The following is a 17,880-nucleotide window of genomic DNA, read 5'->3' on the forward strand; positions in this document are numbered from 1 at the left end:
CCGGTGTCTGACACCCGCTGAGACACCGCCGCAGACCGGAGAGCATCTCCCCAGGGTGTCAGACACCGGAACAGCGTGCGCTGCTACGGTGACCCCTTGTCGTCCGTCGAGATCACGCGCTTTTCCTGGCTTGCGGAAATGCGCGCCTCGACGCGGCGCAGCACGCCCAGCACGAAGAGCGCCATCAAGGTGCTGACCACGGCAGTGGCCTCGCGGCCCATGCCGGCCGCCACGCCGATGGCGGCGGTCATCCAGATGCTGGCCGATGTCGTCAGCCCGTGGATTTCGCGCTCGGCGCCCAGCTTGATAATGGCGCCCGCCCCCAGAAAGCCGATGCCCGCGATCACGCCTTGCAGCACGCGGCTCAGGTCGCCGACTTCCATGCCGCCCTGCAACGGCACCAGCACGAAAATGGCCGCGCCCAGCGCCACCAGCATGTGCGTGCGCAGCCCGGCCGCCTTGCCGCTACGTTCCCGTTCGTAACCCAGCAGGCCGCCCAAGAGGACGGCCATGCTTAAGCGCAGCACGATGCGCGTAGCCTCTGCCACGTCGGGAATATCGGCAAATTCAGTACGCACCGCCGTCCAGATTTCCAGCCAGATTTGCGACATCGACGAGTCCTTGGAACCGAGGAGAGAACGAGCATAGCAGGCCGGCACGCGGACGCGGCACACCTGCAACGCCGGTGTCTGACACCCTTGAGGCACCCGTGCGATATGCGCAGGTGTCTGACACCCTTGAGGCACCGTTGCGATATGAAGCCGATCTCACCAGGGTGTCAGACACCTTCTGGGTGTCAGACACCGTCGACACCTCACGCCGTCGGGCCTTCAAAAAACCTTCGTCGGGTCCCACAGCGCCGCGCATCCGGTTTACAACGTCTGCAAGGCCGCGCCGATCGGCGCGCATCGACAGGAGCGCTACATGGATCTGGAGCTGGCGGGTAAACGCGTACTCATCACGGGTGCCTCCAAGGGCATCGGCCTGGCGTGCGCCATCGCGTTCGCGCGGGAAGGCGCCGAGCCGATATTGGTTGCGCGCGACGATGCCGCATTGCATGGCGCCACCGCCGCCATCCGCGAGCAAACGGGACGGCAGGCGGGCGCGGTCACGCTGGATCTGGCGCAGCCTGGCGCGGCCGAACGTCTGTGCAAGGAGACGGGGCCCGTCGACATCCTGGTGAACAATGCGGGCGCCGTGCCGGGCGGTGCGCTGGATCAGGTGCAGGACGAACGCTGGCGCGCGGGCTGGGAATTGAAGGTGCATGGCTACATCAGCCTGGCGCGCCACTGCTATCCGGCGATGCGCGATGCAGGGTCGGGCGTCATCGCCAACATCATCGGCATGGCGGGCTCGGCGCCGCGCGCGGAATACATCTGCGGCGCGGCGGCCAACGCCTCGCTCATCGCGTTTACGCGCGCGCTGGGCGGCGAATCGCCGCGCCACGGCGTGCGGGTGTTCGGCGTCAATCCGTCGCGCACGCGTACCGACCGCGTGCTGACGCTGGCACGGCAACGCGCGCAGGCGCGCTGGGGCGACGAATCGCGCTGGCAGGAAACGCTGTCGGATCTGCCCTTCGGGCGGCTGATGGAACCGGCCGAGGTGGCCGACATGATCGTCTTTGGCGCCTCGCCGCGCGCGGGTTATTTGAGCGGCACCGTGATCGATCTGGACGGCGGCGAACAATACGCCACGCACGGCCGCTGACGGCCGGCGCGGCGCATACGCGTCAAGCGGCGGCCGCGTGAAAGCACATCAATCGGCAATCGCGCGCCCCTGCGTCAAGCGGCGGCCGCCTGACAGCGCATTGTGGCAATCGGGTCCGGCGCGTCAGGCAGCAGCCGCCCGCCAACCCGAAAGCAGCGCCGGCAATTCCCGCATGTCGGTGAACACGTGCGACACGCCCACGTTGCGCAGCGCCTGGGCGCCGCTGTGGCCCGGTTCACCCGGGCTGTAGCCGAACACGGTGGCGCCGGCGGCCACGCCCGCCGTTGCGCCGGTGACCGTATCCTCGACGATCGCGCAACGCGCCGGATCCACGCCCAGCGCCTGCGCGGCCGCCAGGTACACGTCCGGGAACGGCTTGCTGCGCGGCATTTCGTGACCACTGAAGACACGGCCCTCGAAGCAGTCTGCAATGCCCACCTTGGCCAGTTGCAGCTCGACCTTGCGGCGGTCCGCGCCCGACGCCACGGCGATGCGTCCGCCCAGCGCTTCGTGCAGCGCGCGCACGGCATCGGGCGCGCCGGGGATTTCGACGAGATCGCGGTCCAGCGCATCGTTGCGGCGCTGGCGGAACTGGTCGAACCACGCTTGATCGATCGTGGCGCCGGTGCGCGCCTCGATCAGCGGCAGCTCGTCCTTGACCGCCTTACCGGTGAAGATCAGCATCGTCTCGGCGTGCGTGATGCCCCAGCCCAATTCGTTGAGCATCTCGGTCAGCACGCGGCTGGTGATGGGTTCGGAATCGACCAGGACGCCATCGCAATCGAACAGCACGGCGTCAAAGGGAAAATCAGTCATTGCGGGCAGCGGGGGAGTGTCGATGAAGCGAGTAAGCATACTGCACGGCAACTGACCGCCGGCTGGCGCGGCCCTGCGGACAGCAAACGGCGGAGTGCCGGGGCGCGCCAGCGTGGCTAAGCTGTGGATTTGTACGACGACGACCGCATCCAAGACACGCCCACGCCCAAGACCATGACCACGCCCGCCTCTCGCCCGCTAGACCAATACGACTGGATACGCATCGCGCAAGACCTGAACGCGCAGGGCTGGGCGCTGCTGTCCGCGCTCTACGCGCCGGCTGACGCACGCACGCTGGCAGGGCTGCAAGTCCTGCCCGATCCCTTACTGCCACCGCTGGCCAGCCTGCGCGCCGATCTCTACGCGCGCCTGCTGCCGGTGGCGCGCGCCTGGGCAAGCGCCCTGGACGTGGATGTCTCCTACCCGGACGATCTGCCCGCCTACATCCGGCAGAACCGCCAATCAGGTCAAACGCGCAGCCTCTCCACGATCCAGCGCCTGCACGCATCCGGCTACCAGCCGCTGCTGCAGCATGCCGACGGCGCCAGGGTGTTTCCGTTGCGGCTGACCGTGCTGCTGTCCGAGCCCGGCGTGGACTTTACGGGCGGCGAACTCGTCATGACCGAGCAGCGTCCGCGCATGCAGTCGCGCCCGATGGTGTTGCCGCTGGGCCTGGGCGATGGGGCGGTGATCGCAACGTCGCACCGCCCCGTATCGGGCGCGCAGGGCATCTACCGCGTCACGGAACGCCAGGCAATCAGCCGTGTGCGCAGCGGTGAACGCGTCGGCCTTGATTTGATGCTGCACGACTCGCCATAGCGCCCACCCGCCGCGCAACTCGTATCAGTTCTCCGCCGTGATGTTGCCGTCGGCCACGACCTTGGCAAAGACCGCCGTCTGGGCCTTGATGAACGCGCGGAATTCATCCTGGCTCATCGGCTGCACTTCACCGCCCAGCTCGCGGATGCTGGCCACGAATTTCTCGTCCTTCAGGCTGCGGTCGATGGCGGCGGCCAGCTTCTGCTGCACGTCCGGCGGCGTATTGGCCGGCACGAACACGCCAAACCAGTTTTCCAGCGCGTAGTCCTTGAGCGGCGCGTACTCGGCCAGCGCGGGAATGTCGGGTGCGAACGACGCGCGCTTTGCGGACGTCACCGCCAGCGGCTTGACCTTGCCGCTCTTGATGAACGGCAAGGCCCCCGCCAGGCTGACGAACGTGAGGTCCACGCTGCCGGCCGCCACGTCCACCAGTTGCGCTGCGGCGCCCTTGTACGGCACGTGGACCATCTTGATGCCCGCCAGCGACTGCAGCAGCTCGCCGTTCAGGTGCTGCGGATTGCCCACGCCGCTGGTCGCGTACGTCAGCTTGTCGGGATGCGCGCGGCCATACGCCACCAGCTGCTCGACATTCGCAACCGGCAGCTTGGGATTGGCGACCAGCACGTTCGGCACGCGGGCAATCAGCGCGACCGGCGCCAGATCCTTTTCCGGCTGGTACTGCATCTTGCTCTTGAAGACGAGCGGATTGATGGCCGTCTCGCCGGCCGATCCCAGCAGCAGCGTCGCGCCGTCCGGCGCGGAACGCACGACCGCCGTCGCACCCAGCATGCCGCTGGCGCCCGGCTTGTTCTCCACCACCACGCCCTGCGGCAGTTCGCTGCGCAGACGCTCGGCCAGCAGCCGGCCCATGCCGTCCACGCCGCCGCCCGCGGCAAAAGGCACGATCAGGGTGATGGGGCGGTTTGCCGGCAGGTCGGCGGCGTGGAGCGGGGTTGAGGCGGCAAGCGCCAGGGCCGCGGCGGCGGCCAGGGTACGAATGGGGGGCATGGTCTGTCTCCGTTATGGCCTTGCGTCGATGCGCGGCCGGGTTTTTCCTTAATTGCATTTTATGCAGGCAATATGCAAAACTGGCAGCTATGGAAAACACCAATGCCCCGCTGCACTGCGCACACTTCACCCTGAACGGCGTGCCGTACACCTGCCTGGACCTTCCCGCCGAATACGGCGCGGACTACTTCCGGCTGCCGGTCGTGCTGCGCCTGCTGCTGGAGAACGCGCTGCGCAACATGCAGGGCGCCGAGCGCGACGCCGCCGTCGCCGCACTGTTCGGCTGGCTGGCGCACGGCACCAGCGAATCCGAGATCGCCTTCCAGCCGGGCCGCGTGCTGATGCACGACACCACCAGCACCCCCGCCTTGGTCGACATTGCCGCCATGCGCGACGCGCTGGCCGAGGCCGGCGTCGATCCATCGGTGTTGAATCCCGTGCTGCCGGTGGACGTGTCGGTGGACCACTCGCTGGCCGTCGAGGCCTATGCGCGCGCCGATGCGGCGCAAGCCAATCTGGACCTGGAACTGCGGCGCAACGCCGAGCGCTACCGCTTTCTTCGCTGGGCTTCCAAGGCGCTGTCGAACGTGCGCATCCACCCGCCCGGCACCGGCATCATGCACACGATCAATCTGGAGCAACTGGCCACGGTGGTCTGCCAGCAGCCGGGTCCCGCCGGCACGGCCCTGTATCCCGACATGATGATCGGCACCGACAGCCATACGCCGATGATCAACGGCATCGGCGTGCTGGGCTGGGGCGTGGGCGGCCTGGAAGCGCAGACGGTTATGTTCGGCATGCCGACGATGCTGCGCATTCCCGACGTGATCGGCGTGCGGCTGACGGGCGCGCTCCGGCCCGGCGTCACGGCCACGGACCTGGCCTTGACCGTCACCCAGCGCCTGCGCGCCATCCACGTCTCCGGCGAGTTCGTTGAATTCTTCGGACCGGGCGTGGCCACGCTGCCCGCCGGCAGCCGCTGCGTCGTGGCCAACATGGCGCCCGAGTACGGCGCGACCACGGGCTACTTCCCCATCGACGGTGAGACGCTGGCCTACCTGCGCCAGACGGGCCGTACTGAAGATCACATCGCGCGCGTGGAGGCCTACGCGCGGTGCACCGGCATCGCGCTGGATCCGGACGCCGAACCCCGCTATACCCGAGTGGTGAACATCGCGCTGGATGCCGTGCAGATGCACGTCGCCGGCCCCAAGCGCCCGCAGGATCTGCATCCCTACGGACAGACGCGCGAGATTCTCGCGTCGATGGAATTCACGCCGCGCGCGCACACACCCCTTCCCCGCCACGCCATCGCCATCGCCGCGATCACCAGCTGCACCAACACGTCCGATCCGCGCCTGTTGACGGCCGCCGGGCTGCTAGCCCGCAAGGCCCGACAGGCCGGACTGCGGCCGCCGCACTGGGTCAAGACCTCGCTGGGACCCGGCTCGCCCGCCGCCGCCGAATACCTGGCGCGCGCCGGTCTGCTGGACGACCTGGCCGCGGTGGGCTTTGATATCGTCGGCTACGGTTGCACCACCTGCATCGGCAATTCCGGCCCGCTGCCTCCGGTGGTGCGCGACGCCCTGGCCGAGGGCGCCATACACCCGGTGGCGGTGCTGTCCGGCAACCGCAATTTCACGGGCCGGATCCATCCCGATCTGGACCTGGGCTTTCTGATGTCGCCGCCGCTGGTCATCGCCTTTGCACTTGCAGGCGACGCGGAAAGAGACCTGAGCCGCGAGCCGGTCCAGGTGACGTCCGATGGCCGAGCCGTGCACCTGTCCGAGCTATGGCCGACGGAAGCGGAGATCGACGCCGCGCTGGCCGCCGGGCAGCGACCCGACGACTATCGCGCCGCGTTCAAGATCGCCAGCGCGAACCCCGCCTGGCAGGCCCTGCAATCGCCCGCGTCGGCGCGGTTTCCGTGGGACGCCGCGTCCACCGCGTTGCGCCGCCCACCTTTTGCCAGCACCGAGGCCGGCAGCCAACTGGGCCGCTACACCGCGTATCCGCTGCTGGTCGTGGGCGACGACGTCACAACAGACCACCTGTCGCCCGCCAGCGCCATCCCGCCCGACAGCCTGATTGCGGACTTCCTGGTCGAACGCGGCGACGACCGCAACGACCTGAACGTGTTCGCATCGCGCCGCGGCAACTGGGAAGTCATGATGCGCGCCGCGTTCTACAGCAAGAGCCTGTCCAATCTGCTCTGTCCCGCTGCCCCCGTCGGCCACACGTTGCACGCGCCCAGCGGCCGGCTCGAACCCATCTGGGACGCCGCCGCGCATTACGGCAAGGCGTCGCAGCCCGTCGTGCTGGTGGCGGGCGCGCGCTTCGGCACCGGTTCGTCGCGCGACTGGGCGGCCAAGGGCCAGCGCCTGCTCGGAATTCGCGCGGTGCTGGCGGTCAGCTTCGAACGCATTCACCGGTCAAATCTGATCGGCATGGGCATCCTGCCGCTGCGCCTGCCCGACGGGGTTACGCCCGCGACCCTGCAGCTGCAACCGGGCGACAGGATCGAGATCGACGCCGAGGCCGCCAGGCTGACGCCCCGTGCCGCCATCCCCGCGCGCATCCTGCGCGCCGATGGCCAGGCCGAGCCGCTGACCGCCACCGCCGCCGTCGAGACCCGGCTGGAGATCCGCCTATTGCAGATGGGCGGCGTCATTCCCGCTATTCTGTCGGACACCATTTCATCGGCCGTCCGCCACCCATGAGCGCGCAAACCAATACCGTCACGAAGATTCTGGACCTCATCAAGGAAGACCGTCTGCAGGAGGGCGCGCACCTGCGCGCGCAAAAGATCGCCGACCGCCTGCGGCTGTCGCGCTCGCCGGTCAACGATGCGCTGGGCATCCTGGAGCAGCACGGCGTGGTGGCGCGCAAGCCCAACCGCGGGTACTTCCTGCTGCGCGACTTTGACGTCGCGGGTGAGGCCCCCACCGATATCGCGCCCCCATCGGCGGACGACATCGTCACGCAGACGTACTTTGCGCTTGCCGATGAACTGCTGCGCGGTGAACTGCCGATGCAGTGCAGCGAAGCGCTGCTGCGCACGCGCTACGCGCTGACCAATGCGCAGACCCAAGCGCTGCTGGGCCGCATTTCGCAGGAAGGCTGGGCACAGCGCCGGCCTGGTTACGGCTGGGAATTCTCGTCCATGATGACGACGCCCGACAGCCTGCTGCAGTCCTACCGGCTGCGCCTGGCGCTGGAGCCGGCGGCGCTGCGCGAGCCCGGATTTCGCATCGAAAAATCCGTGCTGGCGCGCTGCCGCGCCGCAGAAATGCACCTGCTGAACGGCGGCATCGCCACCGACACCGCCGACCAGCTCCACGATCGCGGCGTGCGCTTTCATGAATCGCTGGTGGAAGCCTCCGGCAATCCGTTTTTCATCGACACGATCAAGCGCGTCAACCGCGTGCGCCGCCTGCTGTCCTACCGCTCGATGCAGGACCGCAGCCGATACACGCAGCATTGCGACCAGCACCTGGCCATCCTGGATCTGCTGGAACGCGAACGCAACGACGAAGCGGCCGACGCGCTTTCCGCGCACCTGCGCAGCACGCTCGACAACCTGGCCCGCATCAGCGGCATCCTGACTTCGTAGGGCCGCGCGTGGCGCGGCTGTTTTCAACTGGCAGAAAAGAGGCTCGCGCCATGTATGTCTATATCGGCTCCCGGACCACCCGGGAACGCAATGCCCGAGGCGAGGGCATCAGCGTGTTCGACTACGCGCCCGAAACGGGAACGCTGACGCTCAAGCAGGTCGTGGGCGGTCTGCACAATCCGTCGTATCTGCTGCCGCACCCGTCGCTGCCGATCCTGTACACCGTGCACGGCGACAGCAGCGAGGTCAGCGCGCTGCGCCGCGACCCGCGCGACGGCACGCTGACGCCCTGGCACATGCAGGACTGCCAGGGCCGCAACCCCGTCCATCTGGCGCTGGGGCCATCGGCGCGCTACCTGATGGTGTCCAACCACCTGACCGGCGCGCTGGCGGTGCTGCCCGTGGCGGCGGACGGCGCGCTGCAAGCCGTGTCGCAGACGGTGCCGCTGGCCGGCGAGCCGGGGCCGCACCGCAAGGAGCAGCCGTTTTCCAAGCCGCACTTCAACGTGCTCGACCCGTCGGGCCAGTATGTCGCGGTGCCAGACAAGGGGCTGGACCGGGTGTTTCTGTATCCCGCCGACGCGCACGGCATTGGCGCGCAGCCTGCCAGCGTCGCGGCCGCACGCGAAGGCGCGGGACCGCGCCATGCGGTCTTTCATCCGTCTGGAAAATGGCTGTATGTCGTCAACGAACTGGACAACACCGTCACGGTCTATGCCGCGGACGCGGGCGCGCTGCGCCCTTTACAGGTGCTGCCCACCCTGCCCGACACCTATACCGGCAACAGCCGCGCCGCCGGCATTGCGCTGGACCCCGATGGCCTGCACCTGTACGCGTCAAATCGGGGTGACGACAGCATCGCAGTGTTTCGGGTGGACGTCGCAACTGGCCGTCTGACCCTCGTGCAGCACGCCCATACGCACGGCAAGACACCACGCTTTTTCACGCTGTCGCCCGACGGCCGCTTTGTTTTCACGCTGAACGAAGACAGCGACACGCTGCAGCGGTTTCGTGTCGATCCGGCCAGCGGCACGCTGGCGCACGACGGCTATGCGCTGCCCGTCGGCAGCCCCGTGTGCATGGTGTTTGCCGGCCGTTAAAAGTCCATCGTCGCCGACAGCATGACGGTGCGCGGCACGCCCTGCGAGATCGTGCCGTACGACGCCACGCCGGACCAATAGGCGCGATTGAACACATTGACGACGTTGGCGCGCAGCGTGACGTCCCGGCCCTGAACCTTTAGGGCATAGCGCGCGCCCAGGTCGAACGTCGTCCACGACGGCACGGACTGCGTGTTGGCCTGGTTGATGTATTCGCGACCGGTGTAGACCATGCCGCCCGTCAACGTCAGCCCGGTCACCCACGGCGTGTCCCACTCGGCGCCCAGGTTGACGGCGACGGCCGGCACGCCCACGGGCCGGTTGCCCTGCGTGGCCGCGCTGTTGGTGCGCGTCAGCTCGCCATCCAGGAACGTCACGCCACCCAACAGGCGCAGACCGCGCATCGGTTCGCCGGACACGTTCAATTCCAGCCCGCGGTTGCGCTGCTCGCTATCGGCGGCGTACACCCCGTTCGTGAGCTGCCCGCTGGGCTTGGTGATCTCGAAGGCGCTCAGCGTCACCATCGCGCTGTCCAGCTCGACCTTGACGCCCACTTCCTTCTGCTTGGCCTTGTACGGCTTGAAGACCTCTCCCGCGTTGGTGGCGGTGGCGGGCGCCACGTCGCCCTTGCTCAGGCCCTCGATGTAGTTGGCGTAGAGCGAGACGTTGTGCCAGGGCTTGATGACCAGGCCCGCCAGCGGCGTGGTCGCGCTTTCGTCGTAGCTGACGGTCCGCACGCCCGTGGCGCCGTTGAAGTTGCGCGATTCGATGCGCTGGTGGCGCAGGCCCAGCGTCAACTGCGCGCGCTCGTCCAGGATGCTGAGCGTGTCGGCCAGCGCCAGTCCGGACAGGTCGGACGACGACACCTTGGGTACGTTGGCGGGCGCGGGAATGTGCTGTTCGGGACGCGTGATCGGGCGGTAGATGTTGGACGTGAGCGGTGTGCCGTTCACGCTGGCCTGCAGGTTGCGGTCGCTGTACAGGCTGCCCATGAAGCTGATCGCGTGGCGCACCGGCCCCGTGTCCAGCTTGGCGCGCAACCCGGCGTTGTAGGTGCTGCGGTTGACCTGAAAACGGAAGTTGTTGGGCGTCACCACGGTGTCGCCGGCCTCGTTCACGATGGTGGGCGTCTGGTCCGACAGGCGCGACACGGTGGTGTCCGAGCCGCCGGCGTCCGCGAACACCGTCAGGCGGTCGCTGATGTCGTATTCCACGCGCAGCAGCGCCGATTGGCCGTCAGACTTCCACCAGCCCCACGGCTGCGTGGCGTTGCGGCGGCCGTCCGCGGCGCGCGGCACGGCAATGCCCGGCGCCACCAGGAATGGCCGCGTCGGGGCGTCGATCTTCTCGTGCTGCGTCAAGAGGTCCAGCGAGGCGCGCAGCCGTTCGCCCTGGTAATCCAGGGACAGCGCGCCGATGGTCGTACGCGATTTCATGTTGTCCAGCGGCGTATCGCCCTGCCGCTGCATGCCGTTGACCCGCACGCCCCATTCGCCCGCGTCGCCAAACCGGCGGCTCAGGTCGACCCGGGCGCCGAACTGCGAGTCGCCGACGTAGTCGGCCGACACGCGGGTCAAGTCCTCGGGCAGCGAGCGCTTGGGCACCATGTTGATGACGCCGCCCACCCCGCTGTTGGGCGACATGCCGTACAGCAGCGCGGCCGGCCCCTTCAGCACTTCCACGCGCTCGATGTAGTCGGTGAAGACGTGATAGTTGGGCGCGACGCCATACACGCCATCAAAGGCGATTTCGCCGAGGTTGCCTTCGCCGATGGGAAAGCCGCGGATGTAGAACGAATCGGTCACGCCGCCGATCTGGCCGGTAAAGCGCACGGACGGCTCCACAGTCAGCGCATCGGCCAGGGTAACGGCCTGGCGGTTCGCCAGCAATTCCGACGTGTAGCTGGTGACATTGAACGGCGCGTCCATCACGTCGCGGTTGCCCAATAGACCCATCCGCGCGCCGCGAGCCACCTGGCCGCCCGCGAACTCGGCCGGCAACGCCGAGGGGCTGACGCCTGCCCCGTCCACCGTCACGGCGGGCAGCACGGTGGTCTCGCCAGCGGCTGCCGGCAGCTTGCGCAGCGAATACGCGCCGCCGCCCTGTTCGGCCAGCGCATAACCGGACCCCGACAGCAGCCGCGCGAACCCTTCCCGCACGGTGTAGTCGCCCTGCAGGCCGTCGCTGTGATGGCCCGCCACCAGGGCGGGATCAAACGACAGCGGCACGCCCGCACTGGCGGCAAACTGCGCCAGCACGTCGCCCAGGGGTCCCGGCGCAATGGCGTAGGACTTGCGCGGCGCGGCGCTGGCGGTCTCGGCCGCGAACGTGGGCGCCGGCATTCCCGAGGCCGCGAGTAGCGCCAGCCCCAGGCCGGCCGCCCGGACCAGCGACGCCGCGGGCGACAGGACGGCAATGCCGCGCGGCAGGCGGGGCGATCGGGAGAGTCGGGAAACCATGAAACGATCCTTCGTGGGTAGGGGTGGCGCGCATGTCGCGGCGGTTCACCCGGTACACCGGACGAAGCGGAAAAAAGTGTCAGCCGATCGGCGATTAATTTGTAACGGCGGCGCGCGGCGCAATCGTCGTCCACCACGGGGTCACGCGGCTCACCCGAACCGGCAGCGTCTTTTGCAGCAGACGCAGACTGGCTTCGATGTCGTTCAACGGAAACGCCCCCGACACGCGTAGCTCGGCCACGGCGGGATCGCAACGCAGCACACCGTGGCGATAGCGGCCCAGTTCAACCACCAGATCGGCAAGCCGCCAGTTGCGCGCGGCCAGCATGCCGTCCGCCCACGACGCCGCCAACGAATCCGCCGGGACCGGCGCCGCGGCCCCGCTGGCCGTGAAGACGGTCTGCTCGCCCGCCGCCAGCACCAGGGCGCTGACGTCCGCCCGGGCCGGCCGGACCTCGACCGCGCCCTCGTACACCGCCACCCGGACGCTGGCGCCTTCGTCGCGGACCATGAATCGCGTGCCCAGCGCCCGCAGCACGCCCTGCGTCGTCTGCACCAGGAACGGGCGCGGCGCCGGCGCGGGATCGCGTCCCGTCGTCAGCAGGATTTCGCCCGCGCGCAGCCACAGCACGCGTTGCGTCGGGGTGTAGTCGACGTCCACGGCGCTGGCCGTGTTCAGCACCAGTTGCGTGCCATCGGCCAGTTCGACGCGGCGCTGCTCGCCGGTCGCCGTGCGCAGGTCCGCGCGCCATTCTCGCCAGGGCAGCTCGCGCACGCCCAGCCAGGCGGCCGGCCCCAGCACCAGCAACCCCGCCAGCGCGCGCACGGCCTGGCGGCGTCCGGTGCGGTCTGCCTGCCGCAGCGCTTGCCTGCCAATCCGCGGCGGCACCTGGCCAAAACCGCGCAGCATCGCCTCGGCGCGTTGCCAGGCGGCTTCATGATCGGCGCTGCGCGCCCGCCAACGGGCCAGCGCCGCGCGATCCGCCGCCGACAACGTCTCGGACTGCAGACGCACCAGCCAGCCGGCCGCTTCGTGGAGGATGACGGGGTCGATGGCCGCGTTCACGCGTCCGCCTGATAGGCGATCAGGCACGCGGCAAAGGCAGCCTGCATATGGCGCTTGACGGTCGACAGCGACACGCGCAGCTTGCGCGCGATCTCGTCATAGCCCATGCCGTCGAACTGCGACAGCAGAAACACCTCGCGTGTGCGGACGGGCAGCGAACGCAGCGCGGCGTCGATGGCGTGCAGCGTTTCCAGGATCAGGGCGCGCGCTTCCGGCGACGGGGCTTCAGCCTCGGGCACGTGTGCCACGGCCGCCAGGTAGGCGTCTTCAACCGCGCGGCGGCGCCAATGGTCCGCCACCAGGCCCTTGGCGATGTGGGTCAGCAGCGCGCGCGGCTCGGCGCCGGTCTCTTCGCGGCGCCGGCCCGCCATCAGCCGCACGAAGGTGTCGTGCGCCAGATCCGCGGCGTCGAAGGAACTACCCAGCTTCTTGCGCAGCCACATCGAGAGCCAACCGTGGTGCTCGCGATAAAGCTGGGTGACGTTGTCGGCGGATGGGGATAGCGGCGCAGGCAAGGCGCACCTCGGCATATATGCAAATAGGAATTGTTTTTATTCTATACGAGCCGCCTGCCCGCGCACACGCGCCCAGGCGCTGGGATAGAATCGGTCACCTCCCCCGCCCCCCTATCGAGCGCCATGCAGAACGACCCGTCCATGCCTCTGTTCCTTGCCAGCGGCGGGGAAATGGGCGCACGAGTCAGCCGCCACGACTGGTCGGCCACGCCGCTCGGTCCCATCGCTTGCTGGCCCGCCTCGTTGCGCATTGCCGCGAGCATGGTGCTGTCATCCCGGTTCCCGTCCTGTCTGGTCTGGGGGCCCGAACTCATCTCGATCTACAACGATGCGTTCGTACCCATCCTGGGCGCCAAGCCTGACGCGCTGGGCCGCCCGTTCGATGAGATCTGGCGCGAAGCCTGGTCGCTGATCGGCCCGTTCGCCGAACGCGCCTACGCCGGCGAGGCTACCTTCATCGAGGACTATCCGCTCGTCGTCCACCGATCCGGCCGCGCCGAGATGGCCAACTTCACGTTCTGCTATAGCCCCGTGCGCGATGAAAACGGCGATGTCGTCGGCATGATCGACACCGTCATTGATACCACCGCGCGGGTCGGCGCCGAAAAGGCGCAGGCCGACGCGCTGCGCCTGACCGAAGATGCCTTGCGCCAAAGCCAGAAGATGGAAGCCATCGGCCAACTGACGGGCGGCGTCGCGCATGACTTCAACAATCTGCTGACGGGCATCTCCGGCAGCCTGGATTTTTTGTCGCAGCGCCTCGCGCAGGGGCGGACCGATGACCTCGGCCGTCATATCGCGGTCGCAAAAAGCGGCGCCGACAAGGCGGCCGTCCTGACGCGCCGCCTGCTGAACTTTTCGCGCCGCCATCCGCTGGAGCGCAAGGCGGTGGACATCAATGATGTCATCGCCGACATGGAGGCGCTGATCGCGCGCAGCGCCGGATCGGCGGTCACGCTGGACTTGGACTGCGCCGCCGGGTTGTGGCCGGTCTGGGTAGACGCGCACCAGCTAGAAAATGCGCTGCTGAACCTGTGCCTGAATGCACGCGACGCGCTGTCCGCCAGCGGCACGCTGCGCATCGCGACATGCAACGTGACCCTGGACGCCGAGATCGCGCGCGAGCGCGGTCTGCAACCGGGGGACCACGTGCGGCTGCGCGTGTCCGACACAGGGTGCGGCATGTCGCCCGAAACGATACGCCGCATGTTCGAACCCTTCTACACCACCAAGCCGGCCGAGCGCGGCACCGGCCTGGGACTTGCGCTGGTTCACAACTTTGTCCGTCAATCCGGCGGACATATCCAGGTGCGCTCGCAACCGGACCGGGGCACGGATATCGACCTCTACTTTCCGCGCCATGGCGGCGCCCGCATCGAGGTCGCCGCCGACACGGCATCAGCCCTGCCGCCGCGGGCCCTGCAGGGCGGGACGGTGCTGCTGGCCGAGGACGATCCGGCCGTGCGCGAAGTCACCGCCGAACTGCTGATGGAAATCGGCTTCGACGTGATCGAAGCGACGGACGGCGCCAGCGCGCTCAAGCATCTGACCACACAGGACCGGATCGACCTATTGGTCTGTGACCTGGCCTTGCCGGGCGGCGTGAACGGGCGGCGGGTGGCGGAGACCGGCAGGATATTGCGGCCGGGAATGAAGGTGCTGTTCATCACGGGCTACGGCGAAAGCGCCGAGGGTGACAACGCGCCGGCGGCAGGTACGCCCGTGTTGCAGAAGCCATTCACGCTTGATGACCTGGCGAGCCAGGTGCATGCGCTGATGCGCTGAAACGCGGCCGGCGGGTACTCACGCGGACGGCAGGCGCCGGGTCGTGCGGATCCAGAACAGCCCCGCCCCCGACAGCAGCATGGCGAACAGCAGATACGCAAAGCAGATCAGCAGGCCGAAAAAATAATAGCGGTCATAGACGCTGGCCGCCCACCACGCCACGCCGCCATACACCGCCATGACGATGAACGGCAGCCACAGCACCGCCACGCCGGCGCGGCGCCAGCCCGGGGTGTTCAAGCGCGGAAAGCGATGCGGCCGGGCGCGCAGAAGCAAAGCCAGCGCCGACAGCGCCGGCAGCACAAAGGCCAGCACCGCCAGCACCAGCAGGCCGGCATCCAGGAACGTCGCCACGGACTCGCGCAAAATCAGCTCCTTGCACGGCGCGCACGGGTGGCGCCGTCCCGGACGTTATACACGAGCCCCCGCGCGCGTCCTTACAGCTTGGGCGCGTAGCGCACGGTCAGCATCACATTGCGAGGCTCGCCGTAGTAGTTGTTGCTGGACAGCGTGTTGTACGAAGGCACGTAGTACTTCTTGTCGAACACGTTGTTTACGTTCAGCCCGAAGCTCAGTTCCGGCGTGGCCTGGTAACCCACCCGCGCGTTCCAGATCGTGAATCCCGCCAGCTTGAATTCGCGGTCCGAGCTGATCGTCGACGTCTGCGTATTCACGCCGGCGCCCACGCTCAGGCGGTTCCACGTGCCCGGCAGCCTGTAGTTGGCCCACAGGCGCAGCATGTGCTTGGGCGTCCAGGTGTTGAAGACCTTGCCCTGGTTGTCCGGATCTTCCAGGAACTTGGTGGTGTTGTAGGCGTAGCCGGCATACAGCTCCAGCCCCTTGACCACCTCGCCGGAAATCTCGGCCTCGACGCCCTGGCTGCGGACCTTGCCGGCCGCGCGCGAGCAGTACCAGCCGTTGCAGGCGAACCCGGCGTCGTAATCGTTGACCGCACGGTTCTTGTGGTCGTAGCGGAACAAGGCAAGCAGCGTATTGACCCGGCCGTCCGCCAGTTCACCCTTCACGCCGACCTCGTAATTGTTGCCCTCGATCGGCTTGAGCAGGCTGCCCGACACCGTGCGCTCGGTCTGCGGTTCAAACACCGTGGTGTAGCTGCCATACACCGACCAGTTGTCCGTCAGCGAATACACGATGCCGGCGTACGGAATGAACTTGCCCGAGGTCGACGACGTCGTGGTGTCGCCTCCGCCGCTGTAGCTGTAGTCGAACCAGCCGACGCGGCCGCCGCCGATCAGCGCCAGGGATTGCGTGGGCTTGACGCGCCACGTGCCGTAGATGCCCTTCTGCCGGATGTCGTAGGCGCTGCGCGAATCGTAGCCGCTGGCGGCGACGATGGAATCGATGTCCTGCCATGGACGGTGATGGTCCAGATCGAAGATATTGCCGCCACTCTCCCACGAGCGGGTGAACCGGTCATTCGTCGTGAGCTTGGAGTAGTTGGCGCCGATCACCACTTCCTGCGCCATGCCCCAGGCGTTGAAGTCACCCGCCACCGACATGTCCATGCCGCGCTGGCGGCTCGTGAAGTCCACGCCGAAATTGCCGTAGTCCATTCCGCTGCCGTCACGCTGCACGGGTCCGGTGACGCGCTGGTGCACGGTCGTGTTGTCTTCGTCCATCGCCACGCCGGCAAGCCGGAAGCGCCACGAGGAATTGAAGCGATGCGTGACGTCGGCGTTGAAGATGGTCTGGTCGTTGGTGGCCCGGTTCCAGGTCGAGCCGGTGAACGTCGAGCGCGGCAGGTCCAGGCTGCCCCCATCTTCATAACGGGGATAGCCGACGAACATGGGCCGCGACCGGCTGTACCGGTTGCTGACACCCAGGCCCACCGTCGTGTTCTCGGTAATGTCGTAGTCCAGCGCGGCGTACAGGTTGCGCGTCTTGTCCCACACGTAGTCGATGTACGAATGGCTGCGGTCTTCATCCAGCACCACGCGCCCGCGCAGCGTGCCCGATTCGTTGAGCGGGCCGCCTGCATCCAGCGTCAAGCCATAGTGATCCCACGAGCCCACCTTGCCCGTCACGACCACCGACGGTTCCGCGCCGCCGCGCTTGCGCACCAGGTTGATCGCGCCGCCGGGGCTGCCCGCGCCTTGCAGCAGGCCCGCCGCGCCGCGCAGGATCTCCACGCGGTCATAGAACACCAGCGAATCCTGTTCCCAGTTGCCCAGGCTGTAGCTGTTGCGCAGCAGGGACACGCCGTCGTATTGCAGCAGATCCACGGGGAAGCCGCGCGAATTGATCGCGACGCCGGCGCCCACGCCCTGCACGCCGACCATGCCCGCCGTGTTGTTGACGGCGTCGGGCAGGCTGGTCATGTCCTGGTCGTCCATCCGCTGCCGCGTCAGCACGGTGATGGATTGCGGAATGTCTTTGAGCGCCTGCGCCGTCTTGCCGATGGTGACCGCCGGCGACGTGTAAGAACCCGTGCCGTCAGTCGTGGTGTTGTAGGTGCCCGTCACCGTCACGGGCGCCAGCGTCGCGGCCGCCTCGGCCGGCGCCTGCCGCAGGCGATAGCCGCCCTCGGCGCGCGCAACCGCTTGCAGGCCCGTGCCTGCCAGCAGGCGCTCGAGCGCGGCGTCCACGGCGTACGTGCCCGTCAGTCCCCGCGTCGTGGCACCGGCCGTCAGGCCGGGATCGGACGCCACCATCACGCCCGCCTGCACGCCAAACGTGCCCAGCGCCGCGCTCAAAGGACCCGCGGGAATGCTGAACGCAACGGCACGCGGCGCCTGGCCCTGAGCCTGGGCATGCACCGCCACCGGCGCCAGGACGGCAACCGCGGCAAGCGGCGCGAAACGCCGCAATGCGGCGCTCAGCGCCGTGCGGCGCAGGGGGAGACGGACAAGCGCCGCAGCGCTCGCGGCGCGGACAGGACGAGGTGACATGAAAGGGTTCCCAGGCTCATGAAAAGTCGGCGCAGCCTCGACATACCGGGCTGCTTTCCTTACATGAAGCGCGAGATCGGGAT

General features: G+C 68.0%; 14 protein-coding genes. 6 read left to right on the forward strand and 8 right to left on the reverse strand.

The window, feature by feature from the left end:
- Nucleotides 1-83: 83 nt before the first annotated feature.
- A complete protein-coding gene (locus AC6LJW_RS13825; RefSeq protein WP_498087569.1) occupies nt 84-611 on the reverse strand; it encodes an MgtC/SapB family protein in 528 nt (175 codons plus the stop codon).
- Nucleotides 612-924: 313 nt separating this feature from the next.
- Here AC6LJW_RS13825 and AC6LJW_RS13830 point away from each other — a divergent pair, with 313 nt between their 5' ends.
- A complete protein-coding gene (locus AC6LJW_RS13830; RefSeq protein WP_498087570.1) occupies nt 925-1,707 on the forward strand; it encodes an SDR family oxidoreductase in 783 nt (260 codons plus the stop codon).
- Between the two features lie 123 nt (nt 1,708-1,830).
- Here AC6LJW_RS13830 and AC6LJW_RS13835 read toward each other — a convergent pair whose 3' ends face one another.
- Nucleotides 1,831-2,523: an HAD family hydrolase gene (locus tag AC6LJW_RS13835; RefSeq protein ID WP_427984414.1), complete on the reverse strand. Its 693-nt coding sequence runs from the start codon at nt 2,521-2,523 to the stop codon at nt 1,831-1,833.
- 123 nt (nt 2,524-2,646) lie between these two features.
- Here AC6LJW_RS13835 and AC6LJW_RS13840 point away from each other — a divergent pair, with 123 nt between their 5' ends.
- Nucleotides 2,647-3,342, forward strand: coding sequence for a 2OG-Fe(II) oxygenase (locus AC6LJW_RS13840; RefSeq protein ID WP_498087571.1), 696 nt, complete (start codon nt 2,647-2,649; stop codon nt 3,340-3,342).
- A gap of 24 nt (nt 3,343-3,366) precedes the next feature.
- On the opposite strand, the gene AC6LJW_RS13845 is transcribed toward AC6LJW_RS13840, so the two are convergent.
- The gene (locus AC6LJW_RS13845) at nt 3,367-4,350 is read right to left on the reverse strand and encodes a Bug family tripartite tricarboxylate transporter substrate binding protein (RefSeq protein ID WP_056558332.1); all 984 of its coding nucleotides are present in this window, start codon (nt 4,348-4,350) and stop codon (nt 3,367-3,369) included.
- A gap of 89 nt (nt 4,351-4,439) precedes the next feature.
- Between AC6LJW_RS13845 and acnA the strand changes: the two genes are divergently transcribed.
- Genes acnA through AC6LJW_RS13860 form a run of 3 tightly spaced genes read left to right on the forward strand, consistent with a single transcriptional unit; the run spans nt 4,440 to nt 9,063 of the window.
- Entirely contained in the window at nt 4,440-7,070 is a 2,631-nt protein-coding gene (acnA, locus tag AC6LJW_RS13850) for an aconitate hydratase AcnA (protein WP_498087572.1), read from the forward strand.
- A complete protein-coding gene (locus AC6LJW_RS13855) occupies nt 7,067-7,963 on the forward strand; it encodes a GntR family transcriptional regulator (RefSeq protein ID WP_427984420.1) in 897 nt (298 codons plus the stop codon). The genes acnA and AC6LJW_RS13855 overlap by 4 nt, the downstream gene beginning before the upstream one ends.
- Nucleotides 7,964-8,013: 50 nt before the next feature.
- Complete coding sequence (locus AC6LJW_RS13860) at nt 8,014-9,063, forward strand: lactonase family protein (protein WP_498087573.1); 1,050 nt, start codon at nt 8,014-8,016, stop codon at nt 9,061-9,063.
- On the opposite strand, the gene AC6LJW_RS13865 is transcribed toward AC6LJW_RS13860, so the two are convergent.
- The 3 genes from AC6LJW_RS13865 to AC6LJW_RS13875 form a co-directional block, all read right to left on the reverse strand.
- The gene (locus AC6LJW_RS13865; RefSeq protein WP_498087574.1) at nt 9,060-11,522 is read right to left on the reverse strand and encodes a TonB-dependent siderophore receptor; all 2,463 of its coding nucleotides are present in this window, start codon (nt 11,520-11,522) and stop codon (nt 9,060-9,062) included. The two genes, AC6LJW_RS13860 and AC6LJW_RS13865, sit on opposite strands and share 4 nt — an antisense overlap.
- Before the next feature lie 94 nt (nt 11,523-11,616).
- Complete coding sequence (locus tag AC6LJW_RS13870) at nt 11,617-12,588, reverse strand: FecR domain-containing protein (RefSeq protein WP_498087575.1); 972 nt, start codon at nt 12,586-12,588, stop codon at nt 11,617-11,619.
- Nucleotides 12,585-13,103 (reverse strand): sigma-70 family RNA polymerase sigma factor, encoded by a 519-nt coding sequence (locus AC6LJW_RS13875; protein WP_427984425.1) that lies wholly within the window; start codon nt 13,101-13,103, stop codon nt 12,585-12,587. The genes AC6LJW_RS13870 and AC6LJW_RS13875 overlap by 4 nt, the downstream gene beginning before the upstream one ends.
- 141 nt (nt 13,104-13,244) lie before the next feature.
- Here AC6LJW_RS13875 and AC6LJW_RS13880 point away from each other — a divergent pair, with 141 nt between their 5' ends.
- Nucleotides 13,245-14,888 carry an ATP-binding protein gene (locus AC6LJW_RS13880; RefSeq protein WP_498087576.1) on the forward strand — a complete coding sequence of 548 codons (1,644 nt, stop codon included), beginning with the start codon at nt 13,245-13,247 and terminating at the stop codon, nt 14,886-14,888.
- Nucleotides 14,889-14,906: 18 nt separating this feature from the next.
- Here AC6LJW_RS13880 and AC6LJW_RS13885 read toward each other — a convergent pair whose 3' ends face one another.
- Both AC6LJW_RS13885 and AC6LJW_RS13890 read right to left on the reverse strand, forming a co-directional pair.
- On the reverse strand, nt 14,907-15,254 hold the full coding sequence (locus AC6LJW_RS13885; protein WP_056558356.1) for a hypothetical protein: 348 nt from the start codon (nt 15,252-15,254) through the stop codon (nt 14,907-14,909).
- Between the two features lie 71 nt (nt 15,255-15,325).
- Nucleotides 15,326-17,797, reverse strand: a complete 2,472-nt coding sequence (locus AC6LJW_RS13890) for a TonB-dependent siderophore receptor (protein WP_427984428.1) — start codon at nt 17,795-17,797, stop codon at nt 15,326-15,328.
- Between the last annotated feature and the right edge of the window lie 83 nt (nt 17,798-17,880).

It is taken from the genome of Achromobacter sp. 1012554356, assembly GCF_059760815.1.